At 66.0% G+C, this 15054-nt stretch carries 14 protein-coding genes; 12 read left to right on the top strand and 2 right to left on the bottom strand.

All coding sequences use genetic code 11. The features are described 5' to 3' along the window. Positions 1–49 precede the first annotated feature (49 nt). The 3 genes from DSM104440_RS11090 (at position 50) to DSM104440_RS11080 (ending at position 1822) form a co-directional block, all read left to right on the top strand. Positions 50–469, top strand: coding sequence for an LIC_13387 family protein (locus DSM104440_RS11090; RefSeq protein ID WP_171162586.1), 420 nt, complete (start codon positions 50–52; stop codon positions 467–469). Positions 470–514: 45 nt separating this feature from the next. Beyond that, positions 515–988: an LEA/WHy family protein gene (locus tag DSM104440_RS11085; RefSeq protein ID WP_171162583.1), complete on the top strand. Its 474-nt coding sequence runs from the start codon at positions 515–517 to the stop codon at positions 986–988. A gap of 96 nt (positions 989–1084) precedes the next feature. Next, positions 1085–1822, top strand: coding sequence for an SDR family oxidoreductase (locus tag DSM104440_RS11080; protein ID WP_171162581.1), 738 nt, complete (start codon positions 1085–1087; stop codon positions 1820–1822). An 8-nt stretch (positions 1823–1830) separates the two neighbouring features. Here DSM104440_RS11080 and DSM104440_RS11075 read toward each other — a convergent pair whose 3' ends face one another. Further along, complete coding sequence (locus tag DSM104440_RS11075; RefSeq protein WP_171162578.1) at positions 1831–3441, bottom strand: hypothetical protein; 1611 nt, start codon at positions 3439–3441, stop codon at positions 1831–1833. Positions 3442–3516: 75 nt separating this feature from the next. Here DSM104440_RS11075 and DSM104440_RS11070 point away from each other — a divergent pair, with 75 nt between their 5' ends. From DSM104440_RS11070 to DSM104440_RS11045, 6 genes are all read left to right on the top strand, one after another. After that, on the top strand, positions 3517–5295 hold the full coding sequence (locus DSM104440_RS11070) for a zinc metalloprotease (RefSeq protein ID WP_171162576.1): 1779 nt from the start codon (positions 3517–3519) through the stop codon (positions 5293–5295). A gap of 16 nt (positions 5296–5311) precedes the next feature. After that, positions 5312–6298 carry an NAD-dependent epimerase/dehydratase family protein gene (locus tag DSM104440_RS11065; RefSeq protein WP_171162574.1) on the top strand — a complete coding sequence of 329 codons (987 nt, stop codon included), beginning with the start codon at positions 5312–5314 and terminating at the stop codon, positions 6296–6298. A 4-nt stretch (positions 6299–6302) separates the two neighbouring features. Beyond that, complete coding sequence (locus tag DSM104440_RS11060) at positions 6303–6827, top strand: class IV adenylate cyclase (RefSeq protein ID WP_171162572.1); 525 nt, start codon at positions 6303–6305, stop codon at positions 6825–6827. Further along, the gene (locus tag DSM104440_RS11055) at positions 6824–7405 is read left to right on the top strand and encodes an LOG family protein (RefSeq protein ID WP_171162571.1); all 582 of its coding nucleotides are present in this window, start codon (positions 6824–6826) and stop codon (positions 7403–7405) included. Before DSM104440_RS11060 ends, DSM104440_RS11055 begins: the two co-directional genes overlap by 4 nt. A gap of 96 nt (positions 7406–7501) precedes the next feature. Next, on the top strand, positions 7502–7957 hold the full coding sequence (locus tag DSM104440_RS11050; RefSeq protein WP_171162569.1) for a (2Fe-2S)-binding protein: 456 nt from the start codon (positions 7502–7504) through the stop codon (positions 7955–7957). A gap of 2 nt (positions 7958–7959) precedes the next feature. Further along, the gene (locus DSM104440_RS11045) at positions 7960–10230 is read left to right on the top strand and encodes a xanthine dehydrogenase family protein molybdopterin-binding subunit (RefSeq protein WP_246211973.1); all 2271 of its coding nucleotides are present in this window, start codon (positions 7960–7962) and stop codon (positions 10228–10230) included. Here the strand turns inward: DSM104440_RS11045 and solA are convergent. Beyond that, on the bottom strand, positions 10220–11356 hold the full coding sequence (solA, locus tag DSM104440_RS11040; RefSeq protein WP_171162565.1) for an N-methyl-L-tryptophan oxidase: 1137 nt from the start codon (positions 11354–11356) through the stop codon (positions 10220–10222). The two genes, DSM104440_RS11045 and solA, sit on opposite strands and share 11 nt — an antisense overlap. Before the next feature lie 131 nt (positions 11357–11487). Between solA and DSM104440_RS11035 the strand changes: the two genes are divergently transcribed. The 3 genes from DSM104440_RS11035 to DSM104440_RS11025 are packed head-to-tail and all read left to right on the top strand — an operon-like array spanning position 11488 to position 15045. Further along, positions 11488–13353, top strand: a complete 1866-nt coding sequence (locus tag DSM104440_RS11035) for a hypothetical protein (protein ID WP_171162563.1) — start codon at positions 11488–11490, stop codon at positions 13351–13353. Continuing rightward, entirely contained in the window at positions 13335–14567 is a 1233-nt protein-coding gene (locus DSM104440_RS11030; protein ID WP_171162561.1) for a hypothetical protein, read from the top strand. The genes DSM104440_RS11035 and DSM104440_RS11030 overlap by 19 nt, the downstream gene beginning before the upstream one ends. A 4-nt stretch (positions 14568–14571) precedes the next feature. Then, positions 14572–15045: a D-Ala-D-Ala carboxypeptidase family metallohydrolase gene (locus DSM104440_RS11025; RefSeq protein ID WP_171162559.1), complete on the top strand. Its 474-nt coding sequence runs from the start codon at positions 14572–14574 to the stop codon at positions 15043–15045. The last annotated feature ends 9 nt before the right edge of the window (positions 15046–15054 follow it).

The raw sequence follows: 15054 nt of genomic DNA, 5'->3' as shown, positions 1-15054 counted from the left end.
ATCGCGGATGGCTATCGTGGCGCCTTCGATCACCTCTCAAGGAACCGCCATGCCGATCAAGACCGTCCTCGTGGGTGCGAGCGCCTTCATCCCGCTCGTCCTCGGAAGCCTGCACCTGCTCTACACCTACTGGGGGCCGAAGCTCCTGCCGCGGGATCCCGCTGTCGTCGATGCCATGAAGGCCACGACGATGGTGATCACCCGCGAGACGACGGTGTGGAATGCGTGGATCGGGTTCAATGCGACGCACAGCATGTCGCTGATCCTGTTCGGCCTGGTGTACGGGTACCTCGCGGTCGCCCGGCCGGACGTGCTGCTCGGCTCGGCGTTCCTGCAGGGCGTGGGGCTCGTGACGCTGGTCGCGTTCGCTGTCTTGTCGAAGAACAACTTCTTCAGCGTCCCGCTCGCAGGTATTTCCATCGCCCTGGCGCTGTATGCCCTCGGGCTCGTCGCCGGACACCAACAATGAACTAGGATCGGGAAACCTATTGCTCCGATCGGGCGTCCTACCCCCATGAGAACGAACTTCCTGTCAGTACTCGTAGCAAGCATCGCGCTGCTCGTGGGCGGTTGTGCCGGCATGCCCGGCCGCGACCCGGTCCAGGTCACTGTCGCCGACATCGAGTCGCTGCCGTCGGAGGGCATGGAGCTTCGCATGCTGGTGAAGCTTCGCGTGCAGAACCCCAACGATCTGCCGATCGAGTACGACGGGGTTTACCTGAGGCTCGAAGTCCAGGGCAGCACGTTCGCGAGCGGCGTGAGCGACGCTCGAGGCACCATTCCGCGCTTCAGCGAGGCCATCGTGAGCATCCCCCTCACGGCATCCACGCTGCGCCTGGTGCAGTCGGCGCTCGGCATGTTCGCGGGCGGCCAGGCGCCGGAGAAGATCACCTATCGAATGGAGGGCAAGCTGAACGGGCCGATGTTCGGGTCCACGAGCTTCCAGTCGCAGGGCGAGCTCAAGCTGCCGGCGAACCTGCGTCAGTAGGACGAATACAAACAAAATACGGACAGTTCGTTGTAGAACGTCCTGAGCAGGGCGGTTATCGTGGCGTCCATCAACCACGCACCCACGGAGACCGCCATGAAGACCGTCCTCATCACCGGTTGCTCGTCCGGCTACGGCCTCGAGACCGCCCGCTACTTCCTCTGGCACGGCTGGAACGTCGTCGCCACCATGCGCACGCCGAAGGAGGGGATTCTTCCCGCGTCCGACCGCCTGCGCATCCTTCCCCTCGACGTCACCGACCCGAAGAGCATCGCCGCCGCACTCGAAGCCGCAGGCCCCATCGATGTGCTCGTGAACAACGCGGGCATCGGATTGTTCGGCGCTTTCGAGGCGACGCCGATGGACACGATTCGCGAAGTCTTCGAGACCAACACGTTCGGGACGATGGCTATGACGCGCGGCGTCATACCCCAGATGCGGGAGCGCGGCGCCGGCGTGATCATCAACGTCACCTCCAGCGCCACCCTCGCACCGTTCCCGCTGGTCGCCGCGTACACCGCGAGCAAGACCGCGATCCAGGGGTTCACCGCCTCGCTCGCGCACGAGGCCGCCGAGTTCGGCATCCGCGTGAAGCTGGTCGAGCCGGGCTACGGTCCGAACACGAACTTCACGGCCAACTCGGGCGATCGCATGAACGGCCTCATCACCGAGCCGTACGCGCCGTTCGCGCAGCGCATCTTCGCGGGGTTCGCGAATCCGGGCGCGGTGACGACAGCGGAGGACGTTGCGGAGGTGGTCTTCAGGGCGGCGAACGATACGTCGCGGCAGTTGCGCTTCGCGGCCGGCGCCGATGCCGTAGCGCTCGCAGCGTGAGACGCGCTTTACGGACTCGCGGCGGGCACTCTCGCGGCGGCGAAGGTTCCGTTGGCGTAGCAGGAGCCGTCCGTCATCGTGCGCGTGAATCCGCCACCGAGCCCGCCCGCGCCTACATGCTCGAAGGCCACGAACCAGTTGCGGGCGGTGCCCTCGTGCGCCGACGAGAAATTCAGCCGGGCGAGCTTGCCTAGCTGCGCGAGTTGAACGGGTTCCCGCACGCCGAGTACCGCGCCGTCCACGTCCGTTCGCGATACAAGGAGTCCGCCGTCCGCCGCGCGCTCGAACGTCCAGGTTTCATCGATCGTCAGTCGCAGGCTGCACGCTGAAATGAACGTGTTCATGCTGACGCGGTATCGCCCCACCAGCGGCAGCGGGGCCGTCTCGAAGCGCCGAAGCACCTTCGTGACGCTCTGGGCGCCGATGCGATAGGTCAGCGTCGCGGTGGTCCCGGAGATAGTGCTGAGGGTCGCATCGCCGATGGATGTGAGGGTGACGCCGGCCGCATTGAAGGGCTGCGTGAACGGCGTTCCCTGCGTCGCGTAGATCGTGCCCCTGTAGCCCGACGGAGGCGGCGGAGGATCCGGTACGGGTTCGGGGATCGGCAAGGGGCTCATCTCGGGCATCACGTACCACTGCGCGAGCCCTCGGCCCTGTGCGTCGCGCGCCTCGCTCGAGTAGACGAACAGGATCGCGAAGAGGCCAAAGCTTCCGTGGCTCACGGAGAGTCCCCAACCGGATTCGACCGGGTCCCAATACTGGTCGCCGAGATAGCCCGGTTCCGAGATGAGCGGAAAATCCCGGGTGGCCGAGAAGCTGCCCCGCATCGTGCAACCGCCGATCGGGGAATCCTCGATGAAGGCGAACGTGCCGTTCAGGGCGTAGCCCGTGAGGCTGTCGAGCACGAGCGTCCAGCTACCGCGCGCGGGCGACGACGGCTCGGCGAACGAGGCGGTGGCCGCGTTGCCGTGCTGCGTGTACTGGAGCGGGCGCGGCGTGCTGGGGTTCTCCCCGTAACGCGCCCGCGAGAACTCGTAGCCCGTGGCCGTGCGCGTGATCCGCCAGATCTCGCGGTCGGGGGCTGTTTGACCGTTGCACGACGTCGTCTCGCTCGCGGCGAGTCGCACGGAGTACGCCCCATCGATCGGGAGTGCCACCACGTCCATCCGCTGGATCGTCTTCTCGATCGTCGTGCCGTCCACGCTGTAGCGCAGTTGCGCGCGTCCGTCGAGCAGCGGCGTGATCGTCGCCTGGCCGCGCTGCTGCACAAGCGTCGAGGCCGGATTGAAAGTCGTGCCGATCGGCGAGCCGTTCGTGGAATAGAGCGCGCCGGAATACACCGGGGCCGCTCCCTCGCCACGTTTCATCTCGGGCATCACGAACCACTGCGCGCGGCCCGTTTCGGAATAGACGAACAGGAGGCCGAAGAGCACGCGCTCGTCGTGCTGGGTGAGGTAGAGACCCCAGCCGCTTTCTGCCGGGATCCACCAGTGATCGCTGAGGTTCGTGGGGGGCGGCACGGCGAGCGTCGCGGCCCAGGCTGCGGGTGCGGCCAGGACGGCGATCGCGATGGCGAGACTGCCCGCAATTCGCAGGCAGGCGGCGTGAAGAAATCTCATGACCCAGTCTCTCGCGTCAGTCACTTTCATTCAACAGAATATTCTGCACACGGCCGTGATGCGTGAGCCGTTACCATGGCGGCACTCATGGTCCACGCGTGCAAACAGATCGCCCTGGCCCTGCTGTTGACGGTGGCAGTGGGGTCGGCGCATGGGCTCGGGCCTGCGGGAGGCAATCGCATCTGCCGCTTCGCCCTGAATGCCACCGAGCCGGTCTGCGAGTCGTCCGACGCGCTGTTCAACCAGGGCGCGCAGGATTCCGACACGTGGGCGATCGTGGATGTCCTCGTGTGGCCGACCCGGGCCTGGATCGCATCGCACGGCGGGTGGGAGCCTGCGATGGCGCGGCTTCGTGCCGGGACGACCCATGCGAACCGCATCTACGCGCAGTCGGATACCCGCGTCCAACTTCGATTCGACCTGGTGCGTGACTCCGCGTGGGAGCCCACGAAGCCTGCGGATGTCGACCACCCGGACATGCGCAACATCTCGACGGTGAGGGGTGGTGACCTGCTGCTGGTCGTGGCGGATGTGAACGAAAGCCTGAACGAGATCGGCTGCAAGGCGAATCAGTGCGGATTCGCGAACTCGCCGCGCTTCCTCGACACCGCGAACATGTGGGCCTTCAATAACCGGAGCTTTGCGTTCGTGTTCGATGCGCCGGGCGTGTACCGGTCGACGAACGCGGCGGGGCAAACGATCTTCGCCAACATCGCCTCATTGGGCATGCTGATGGCGCACGAGCTGGGCCACCTCATGGGGCTCACCCACGGGGACGGGGTTGGCGGTCCGAGCTTTGGCCGGTTTCCCTATTCGGGCGGCTTCATCGCGACGGCGAACAACTCGAACATCGGCGACGCGATGATCGGGTTCCCGCCGGGGTCCTTCTTCAGCAATCCCCGGCTCCAGTGCCCGAACGGCGTTCCTTGCGGCAATCCCGCCACGGCGGACGCCGCTCGTTCCATCAAGGAAACGCGCTTCGAGCTCGCGGCCATTTCCCCGACGACGTGGCGCGCGCGAGGCTTCGGCGCCGGACTGTGGTTCAACCCGCGCGAACCCGGCCAGGGCTGGTCGATCACGCAGCAGGGCGAGACGATCTTCGCGATCTGGTTCACGCACGACACGAGCGGAAAACCGCTGTGGCTGGTGGGTCCCGATCTCAGGCTGCGTCCCGACGAGGGCTTTCACGGACGGATCTACCGGGTGAAGCAGGGCCTGCCGCTCGACCAGGCCACGGGGCGTCCCGCGATCCTCGATCCCTCCGACGTCGTCGATATCGGCAATGCCGTGCTGAGCTTCAACTCGCCGGACTGGGCGCAGATCTCGCTCGACATCGTGCTCGATGGGCGGCCGATCCGGATCGCGAACGGGCTTTCGCGCATGCGGTTCACTTCGCAGTCGCAGACCTGCGGGCTATCCGACAATCCGCCGGGCGATTTCGCGGCCGCGTGGAACCGGGCGTCCGAGGCAGGCTGGGGCCTGTTCGCGTCCCATGAAGCGGACATCATGTTCGCCGTGATCATGACCTACGACCGGGCGCGTGCTCCGATGTGGCGCTCGGCGTCGTCACTCGTGCGCCAGCCCGACGGAAGCTACAAGGGCGATCTCTTCAAGACGACGGGCGTTGCCCTCGACGCCGTCGGAGGGCCGCTCTTCCGGCCGCTCGATGCGACGAACAACAGCGCCGAGACCATCAACAGCGCCTTCGTCGGCGCGCCCAGCAAGGTGGGGGAATTGATCCTGAGCTTCACGGACACGAACACGGGACGCATGATCTATCGGGATGACGCGATCGCGGTCGACAAGCCGATGGATCGCTACATCTTCTCGTCACGCGCGGCCGGTTGCCGGTAATGGCAAAATTCGAGGCATGAAGATCCTCATTACGGGCACCAGCGGCCATCTCGGAGAAGCGCTGGTCCGCACCCTGCGCGACAAGTCCCATGAAATCATCGGCCTGGATGTGAAGCCGGGCCCTTTCACCGGCCACGTCGGCTCCATCGCCGACCGAGCCTTCGTGCATGAGCGCATGAGCGGTGTGGAGGCCGTGCTGCATGCGGCCACGCTGCACAAGCCGCACGTCGCCACGCACACGCGGCAGGACTTCATCGACACCAACATCACGGGAACGTCGAATCTTCTTGAAGAAGCTGCCGCCGCGGGCGTGAAGGCGTTCGTCTTCACGAGCACCACCAGCACGTTCGGCCGCGCGATGAACCCGGCGCCCGGCGCGCCTTCGGTGTGGGTGGATGAAGAGCTGCGCCCGCAACCGAAGAACATCTACGGCGTGACCAAGGTCGCCGCCGAGGATCTCTGCGAGCTCTTCCATGCTCGCGAGAAGATCCCGTGCGTCATCCTCAAGACCTCGCGCTTCTTCCCCGAGATCGATGACGACGCCGACACGCGCCGCCGCTTCGATGACGCCAACGTGAAGGTGAACGAGTTCCTCCATCGCCGCGTCGAGATCCAGGACGTGGTCGATGCGCACGAGGTCGCGATCGAGCGCGCAGCCGCCGTGGGCTTCGGGCGCTACATCATCAGCGCCACCACGCCGTTCCAGCCCGACGACCTCGAGGAGCTCTCTCGCGACGCGCCCGCCGTCCTTGCACGCTACGTTCCCGAGTACGTGGAGGAATTCGCGCGCCGCGGCTGGTCGATGTTCCCGAGCCTCGATCGCGTCTACAGCAACGAGCGCGCGCGCCGCGAGCTGGGGTGGAAGCCGCATTACGATTTCGCGCGCGTGGTCGCGTTGCTGCGGGCGAACGAGAGCTTCCTCAGCCCGCTCGCGCGCAGCATCGGCAAGAAGGGCTACCACGAGCAGGAATTCACCGACGGCCCATTCCCCGTGGCTTGTTGATTCCGTGCCGCGCAACATCGAGATCAAGGCGAGGGTGATCGATCCCGCCGCCACTGAGCGGCGCGCGCGCGCCATCGCCACCGAGGGACCGACGGACCTCGTGCAGGACGACACCTTCTTCGCCGCCGCGCACGGGCGATTGAAGCTGCGCGAGTTTGCCGATGGCCGGGGCGAGCTCATCCACTACACGCGCGCCGACGACGCGGGGCCGAAGGCGAGCGACTACGTGCTCACACCGGTGCCCGATCCCGCTGGGCTTCGCGAGAGCCTCGCACGCGCCGTCGGTGTCATCGGGCGCGTGCGCAAGCGCCGCCGCCTCTACATTGTCGATCGCACGCGCGTGCACCTGGATGCGGTGGAAGGCCTCGGTGATTTCATCGAGCTGGAGGTCGTGCTTGCCGAAGGCGAGACGCTCGAGGCCGGCCACGCCGTCGCCGAAAGCCTCATGGCTTCGCTCGGCATCGAACGCGCGCAACTGCTGCAGGGCGCGTATCTGGACTTACTGGCCAATAAAGGGAGTACGAAGTGAAACGCCTCTGTGTTTTTTCCGGTTCGAGCTTCGGCGCGAACGCCGCCTACGAAGAAGGCGCGAAGGCGCTGGGGCGTGAACTCGCAAAGCGCGGCATCGGCGTGGTCTACGGCGGAGGCTCGGTGGGCCTCATGGGCGTGATGGCCGACGCGGCGCTCCTGGCCGACGGCGAAGTCATCGGCGTCATCCCCGAGGTGTTGATGGGGAAAGAGGTCGACCACAAGGGCCTCGCGAAGATGCACGTCGTGAAGTCGATGCACGAGAGGAAGGCGCTGATGGCGGAGCTTTCCGACGGCTTCATCGCGCTGCCCGGCGGATGGGGCACGTTCGAGGAGCTCTTCGAGGTGCTCACGTGGTCGCAGCTAGGTCTCCACCGCAAGCCCTGCGGCATCCTCAACGCCGGCGGTTACTACGACAAGCTGCTCGAGTTTCTCGACCACGCGGTCTCCGAGGCGTTCGTGCGACGCGAGAACGCGCAGATGTACGTGGTGGGCGTTTCGCCCGGCGATCTCATCGACCGCATGGCCGAGTGGGATCCGCCGACCGTCACGAAGTGGATCACGCGCTCGCAAACCTGAGGTTTGCATCCGCCTCCGCGGAAGCATAGATTCAGTCGAATCAAGCGGCCCGCACGAGAGGCCGTCCCGACCATCAACCTTTGGAGGAGTGACCCCATGGTTTCGATCACGGTCAATGGGCAGCCGCTGTCGTTCGATGGCGACCCCGAAATGCCCCTGCTCTGGTATCTCCGCGACGTCCTGCAGATGACCGGCACGAAGTTCGGCTGCGGCATGGCCCTGTGCGGCGCTTGCACCGTGCATGTCGATGGCGCCGCGATTCGCGCCTGCCTCACGCCGATCGGCACGGTCGCCGGCAAGAAGATCACGACGATCGAGGGACTCGATCCGAATGGCAAGCACCCGTTGCAAGTTGCGTGGCGCGACCAGGGTGTGCCGCAATGCGGCTACTGCCAGTCGGGTCAGATCATGCAGGCGGCCGCACTGCTCGCAGCGAACAAGTCACCGTCGAGCACGGACATCGACAACGCGATGGCCGGCAACCTCTGCCGATGCGGCACGTATCCGCGCATCAAGGCTGCGATCGAACAAGTCGCGAAGAAGGGAGCCTGACCATGGACACTTTCGTTACGCGCCGCGATTTCCTCCAGGCGATCGCCGCGACGGGCGGCTTCGCCCTCGCCGGAGGCATCAATGAAGTATTCGCCGCGGATCCGCCGAAGTACGGTGCCGACGGCATGCCCAATGGATGGATCGACAACCCGCTCGTCTTCGTCGCCATCGCGCCCGACGGCATCGTCTCCGTCACCTGCCATCGCGCTGAGATGGGGCAGGGCGTGCGCACCGGTGTGACGATGATCATCGCCGACGAGCTCGAAGCCGACTGGAGCAAGATCCGCGTCGTGCAGGCGCCCGGCGACGAGAAGAAGTACGGCAACCAGGACACGGACGGCTCGCGCACCACGCGCCACTTCTTCACGCCGATGCGCCGGTGTGGCGCGGCAGCGCGCCAGATGCTGGAAGGCGCGGCCGCGGCCAAGTGGGGCGTGCCGGTTTCGGAAGTGAAGGCCGCCAACCACGTGGTGACGCACGCCAAGTCGGGCAAGACGGCGGGCTACGGCGAGCTCGCGGCCGATGCCGCGAAGCAGCCCGTGCCCACGGGCGCCGCGATCAAGCTCAAGGACCCGAAGGACTTCCGCTACATCGGCAAGGGCAAGACGCCCATCGTCGATGGCTTCGACATGACGACGGGCAAGGGCATGTACGCGCAGGACGTCGTGATGCCCGGAATGCTCTTCGCGGTGATCGCGCGCTCGCCGGTGTACGGCGGCAAGGTGAAGTCGTTCGACGCGACCGCCGCGCGCCAGGTGAAGGGTGTGGTGAACGTGGTCGAGATCAAGGGCACCGACATCCCCGCGGCCTTCGCGCCGCTCGCGGGTGTTGCGGTAATCGCCGAGAACACCTGGGCTGCGATCCAGGGCCGCAAGGCGCTGAAGATCGAATGGGACGGCGGCGCGAACGCGTCGTACGACTCCGACAAATATCGCGCCGGCATGGAAGCGGCGGCGGTGAAGCCGGGCAAGGTGATTCGCACGCACGGCGACGTGGACAAGGCGATGGCGGGCGCGGCGAAGACGCTGAAGGCCGACTACTACATCCCGCACCTCGCGCAGGCACCGATGGAGCCGCCCGCGGCCACCGCGGTCGTGAAGGACGGCAAGTGCGAAGTGTGGACGTGTGCGCAGAGTCCGCAGGCGGCACGCAACGACGTCGCCAAGCGCCTCGGGATGAAACCCGAGGACGTGACCATCAACGTGACGCTGCTGGGTGGCGGCTTCGGACGCAAGTCCAAGGCGGATTTCGCCGTCGAAGCGGCGCTGCTCGCGAACGAGATGCCGGGCAAGCCCGTGAAAGTCGTGTGGACGCGCGAGGATGACCTGCACCATTCGTTCTATCACACGGTCTCCGTGGAGCACCTCGAGGCGGGCCTCGACAAGTCGGGCAAGCCCGTCGCGTGGCTGCATCGCAGCGTGGGGCCCACGCTCATGGCGCTCTTCATGCCCGATCCCAAGGTGGAATCCGCGATCGAGATCGGCATGGGGCTCGCGAACGTTCCCTTCGAAGTGCCCAACGTCCGCATCGAGAATCCCGAGGCGGCGGCGCACACGCGCGTGGGCTGGTATCGCGCGGTCTCCAACATTCCGCATGCGTTCGCGGTGCAGTCGATGGTGTGCGAGATGGCGAACGCGGCCGGACGCGATCCCAAGGACTTCCTGCTCGAGCTCATGGGACCCGCGCGCAAGATCGATCCGCGAACACTCAACGACACGTGGAACCACGGTGAGGATCCGTCGCTGTACGTGTACGACGTCGGGCGCCTGCGCAACGTCACCGAGATCGCGGCGAAGGCCTCGGGCTGGGGTGGCAAGTTGCCCAAGGGCCAGGGACGCGGCATCGCGGCGCACTACAGCTTCACCACGTATGTCGCTTCCGTGATCCAGGTCGCGGTGGACGCGAAAGGCGCGCTCACCATCCCGCGCGTGGACATCGTCATCGACTGTGGCGCGCAGGTGAACCCGGAGCGCATCCGCTCGCAGATGGAAGGCGCGGTGATCATGGGCCTCTCCAACGCGATGCTCTCCGAGATCACGTACAAGAACGGGGCCGTCGTGCAGGACAACTTCCACCAGTACGAGATCCTGCGGATGAACATGGCGCCGCGGGCGATCCACGTGCACCTGGTTCCCGGCGACTACTCGAAGCACATGGGCGGCGTGGGCGAACCGGGCGTGCCGCCGATCGCGCCGGCGCTGTGCAACGCGATCTTCGCGGCGACCGGCAAGCGCATTCGCGCGCTTCCGATCAAGGATCAGCTCAAGGCCTGACGAAACGCGCGAGACCGAAGCGCGTGATGTCGTGACGCGTCGTTCCCGTGGTGGCGAGGTCCGCGAGGATCTCGCCGATCACCGGCGCGAACTTGAAGCCGTGGCCCGAGCAGGGTGAGGCGACGATGATGTCCGGCGCGCCCGGCATCCGGTCGATGATGAAGTCCCCGTCCGGGGTCACGGTGTAGAGGCAGGTTTTCGCGGCAGCGAGCCTGCCGTTTGCCGCCGGGATGTGGTCGGCGATCGCGGCGCGGATCATCGCTTCGTCGCCAGCCGATACGGTGCGGTCGTAACCCTCCGGTTCGACGGCCTCGTCGGCGTGGTGATGCTTCGCGATCTTCACGGTCGCGTCGCCGTGCGGCGGAAAGCCGTAGTGGATGCCGTGACGGTTCTCCAGCAGGAAGACCGGGAAGCGGCTGCTCGTGAAGAGCGCGTCGTCGAGCGGCTGGAACCATGCGAGCACCTGGCGCGTGACCCGCAGTTGCACCGGAAGGTCGGGCAACAAGCGCTTCACCCACGCGCCGGCGCATACGATCACCTGGTCGGCTTCGATGACATCCTCACCGATCGCGAGGCGCACGCCCTTGCTGCGTCGCTCGATCGAATCCACACGCGTCCCGATGCGGATTTCCGCGCCGGCGGCTTTCGCGAGTGCGACCTGCGCCTCGATCGCGGCCTCGGCTTCGACGAAGCCGCCGTCGGGCTGCACGACGCCGACGTAGTCGTCCGGAATGCGGAAGGCGGGGAATCGTTCCATCAGCGCGCCCGCCTTCAGCACCTCGTGGGGGAGGTCATGCGTGCGCGACGCGAGCAGCGTGTTGGGAACGACGCTTCCGTCCGGCGGCCCGATCTCCGCGATCCCCGTGAGGTGCAGCAGCTTCCGGCCGCTCGCGGCTTCCAGCTCGGGCCAAAGTTCGTAGGTCCGGCGGAGCAGCGGCACGTACGACGGGTGCTCCATGTAGCCCAGCCGGATGACGCGCGTCCGACCGTGCGAGGAGCCCTTGTCGTGGCCGGGGGCGAAGCGCTCGATGCCCACGACGCGCGCACCCCGACGCGCCAGGGCACTCAGCGCCGCGGTGCCCATCGCGCCGAGCCCCACGATCGCAACGTCATATCCCGGACTCATGCCGCCAATCATGCCGAATCGTCATGTTAATAACCGTGAATAGTTGATTAACACAATTGCTCGCCATCGTTACTTTAAGGAGACCGCACCAGCCGATTTCTCGAATCAAGTCAGTAAGGGAGTACACAAAAATGCATAAGAATATTTCGACGCCCCTGCGGGCGTTGGGCGCGATGTTGCTGGTTTTGGCAGTTTCCGGTTGTGCACTGAATCCCATGCCGCGATGGCAACCCCCCGAGAACCCCTCGGGGGAGTACGACATGGCCTATGCGCGGCGATACGCGGCACGCGCGCACGACGCCTACCAAAAGGCGTTGGACGGCGAAATCGTCGCGGAACGGGCACTCAGCAATGGATTGATAGGCCTGGGCGTGGTGATGGTCGGGCTCGTCGCGTCCAGTGCGCATTCGAGCGCGATCGTCGGCACCGCATTGCTCGGCGGAGCCGGCCTCGCCTACGGCAACTGGAATACCAGCCGCCAGCGGCAGCTTGTCTACACGGTCGCGCGTGAAACCACGATCTGCGCCACGAAGGCAGTAGCCCCTTTCGCGCTCTCACCGGCCGATCGTGAGGCGCTCAACGTTGCCCTCGCCAAGCTGGAGGAGGCAATAGCGCAGACAAGTGGTGCGGCAGCGGCATTGGAGAGCGCCAAGGCTGGGCGAGCCGAGAACGATCCCGCCGCGATAGCCGCCGGCAAGCTGATCGAGAGCGCCAGGACGAGCATTGCCGCGGCCCGCGAGACGCTGGTCAACGGCCGCAAGGCAGCGACGAACGTGCGCCTTGCGGGTGCGCAATTGGTCGCGGCCATCGACCAGATCTCGGCCGCCGCGGACAAAGCCATTCTCGAAACGGTGCCCGACATCAATGCGGTCAAGGGGGTCGTCGCGAGCCTGGGGGCGATGTCTGCGTCCTTTGCGCCTGGCGCGGGGATCGAGGCGGCCATTTCGAATGCTTTCCGGGCTTATTCGCAGAGTGGAGCGCTGGAAGGCGGTGCGGGTGGTGCGCCCACGCCACTCGCTGCGGAAGCGGCCGCCCTGGCCGCCGAACTGACCAAGCTCGCCAATGCCGTGTCCGCCGTGAACAGTCGTGTGGCCGGGATTTCTGCGGACTTCGCCGCGATCCAGGGATGCAGCCTGCAGGTCCAATTTCCGCTTGCCGCTACGCCGTCGTCAGTGTCCATGACGGCGGGGAAGGCGTCGACGTATTCGATCATCCTCGGTGGCGGGACGCCTCCTTTCAGCGTCCGGCAGCAGGGGCCGACCGTGACGGGGCTGACGATCACGTCGCCGATGGCCTTCGACCGCACGATCCATCTCGCGACGACAGCCGAGCTCGCGGCGGTCAGCGGATCGTCGTTGCTCGTGGTGGACGCGGCGAACCCGCCGAAGTCGACGAGCATCGCGCTCAACATCGCGGCAGCGCAGGGCGGGGGCTCGGGAAATCAGCCTGCACCAGTGGCCGATCCCGTCGCGACGCTCCTCCAGAGGATCAAGAAGGCGAAGCCCTTCACGGTCGCATCGACTCCCGTTCTGACCGTCACAGTGACGGCGGCGCAAGTCACCCAGGTGGGGCAAAAGATCAAGGTGCCCGTGACCTGCGCACCTGCTCCCGCGTCCGCGCAGGCCCAGGACGTGTTGTACGCGGCGCTGCTCCAGGGCAAGACGACCGAGGAAACCGTGATTGGCGCGGGCATCCAGGTGCCCCTCGGCACCGTGGTCTTCGAAGGCACGTGCGCTGCTGCCGCGCCGGCGATGACGGGAACATCCCAGAGCGGCACGCTGATGTTGCGCGACGAATCGCTCGTCAAGGCGCAGCTGGGGCTGTGCATGACGGCCAGGGATGCCGATGGCTTTTGGGGTCCTCGGACAAGCGCGGTGCTCGAGCGATGGCGGGAACGGAACAAGTCCGCGGCCAAGCCCGGCTCGCGAATCACCGACGAGGAGCAGGCCACACTCGCCGATCCCAAGCTGGTGGCGCTGTGCAAGCCGGCCGCGTGACGCCCGCGCGGGCGACCCGCGCCATCAGGCGAAGCGATTGGTCCAGGGCGCTCGAGTCCAACTCGCTGCGCAGGGACGAGGAGAAACAGCTATCGGGCCTCGAGGCGTTCTCGCAACTTGAGTTGGCTGAGCAGATGCGCCTCGCGCAGGAGGTCGTCGAGACGCGCAGGCAGGAAATCACGCTTGCGTTTGAGAACGTCGTGATGGTGACTGCCGGTTACAAGCGGGTGAGGGCGACGAAGCGCAAGCGCCAATGGGATCGATCGCCCTGCGTGCTGCTCGTCGTAAGGCGCAAGTGGAAGAGTGGAACAAACAAAGGTTCGCTGCAGCGCGTCCCTCGCTGCCTCCTTGCCTATGCGCAGCGCGGTCGCGAGCGCACCCTGGTTGCCGTTCCGACCGATGTGATTCCCGAGACTGTGTTCTTTGGCCATCGTGCCCAGGCCGGCGCGCCCTCGGGACTCGCCGTGCTTGGAGGGCCGGGAGAGAAAGGAAACGCATGCTGCGCGGTGCGGCTCAACACCGACGGCCGTAGCCACCTGCTCCTGATGAGCTGCCACCACGTGCTGAGTCCGCTGCGCGCGCTCGGCTCACCGCATCCGGATGGCGGCGCTCCGGTCCAGAACCTGCGAAACCGCTGGCCAATCGGGAACGCCATCGCCTTCGGCGGCTACCTTAATGATGCCCCGGGCCTCCTGAGCTTCGATGTGCAGTTCGCCGAAGTGCACGATCGCGTCCAACTGGCGGCCGCCGTGCAAGGGTTGGATCTCTCCGGGATGACGCATATTCGCAACGAGGCGGTCTACCGCAGCCTTCCGCCAACCACGCCATTCCGGATCCTCGCCTCGCCAACGAACAATCCGCATGCGCAAAGCGGTCCACTGCGCGCCGAGTTCCACAGCTTCATTTACAGCCAGGCGATCCTGCAGTACTGGTTCTGGGACGGCAACCAACGCGTGCAGCGCATCCTGACCTTTCCGGAGTTGCTGGCTTTCGAGATCGAGCCCGGCAAGAACACGATGGAAGGCGACAGCGGCTCGGCGATCGTCTGCCCGGGTCCCGACAATCGCATGACGATCGTCGGCATGCACATCGGAGGTGGGACGCGCGCCGGTTCACCGCTCGCGTATTCGTTCGCGATACCCGCCTGGCACTTGTTCGATCCCGCCGCATACGGGCTGCCCCAGCCTTCGAGCATCAATCCCGTTCAAGGATAGGTCGATGCCCAAGCGCCGCATCACGGAACATTTCACGATGGATGAACTGGTCTTCTCGCAGACGGCGCTTCGCCTGGGGATCGACAACACGCCAACGGCCGAAACCCAACGCAATCTGGTGCTCCTTGCGCGATTCCTCGAAGACGTACGCGCTCTTCTCGGCGACAGCCCGCTTGTCATCAGCAGCGGCTACCGCTCCCCGGCGCTCAACCAACGGATTGGCGGTTCGCTCAACAGCGCGCATATGTCGGGGCTCGCGGCGGACTTCACCGTCCCGGCCGCCGGCACGGTCCTGCAAGTGTGCAGGGTGATAGAGCGTTCCGGCCTCGGGTTCGAGCAACTCATCCACGAGTTCGGCGGCTGGGTTCACTTGGCAATTCCCCCCGCGGGCCGTGCGGCCTCGCGTCGCGTGAACTCGATCTTCGCTGGAACGGGCTACATGGCCGGGATCCGGCCGAAACCGACCCCGATCGAGTAAGGGAATCCA

Source organism: Usitatibacter palustris, from assembly GCF_013003985.1.
GTDB lineage: Bacteria > Pseudomonadota > Gammaproteobacteria > Burkholderiales > Usitatibacteraceae > Usitatibacter > Usitatibacter palustris.
The sequence above is the reverse complement of the archived record's forward strand: the minus strand, read 5'-3'. Positions and strand labels throughout refer to the sequence as shown.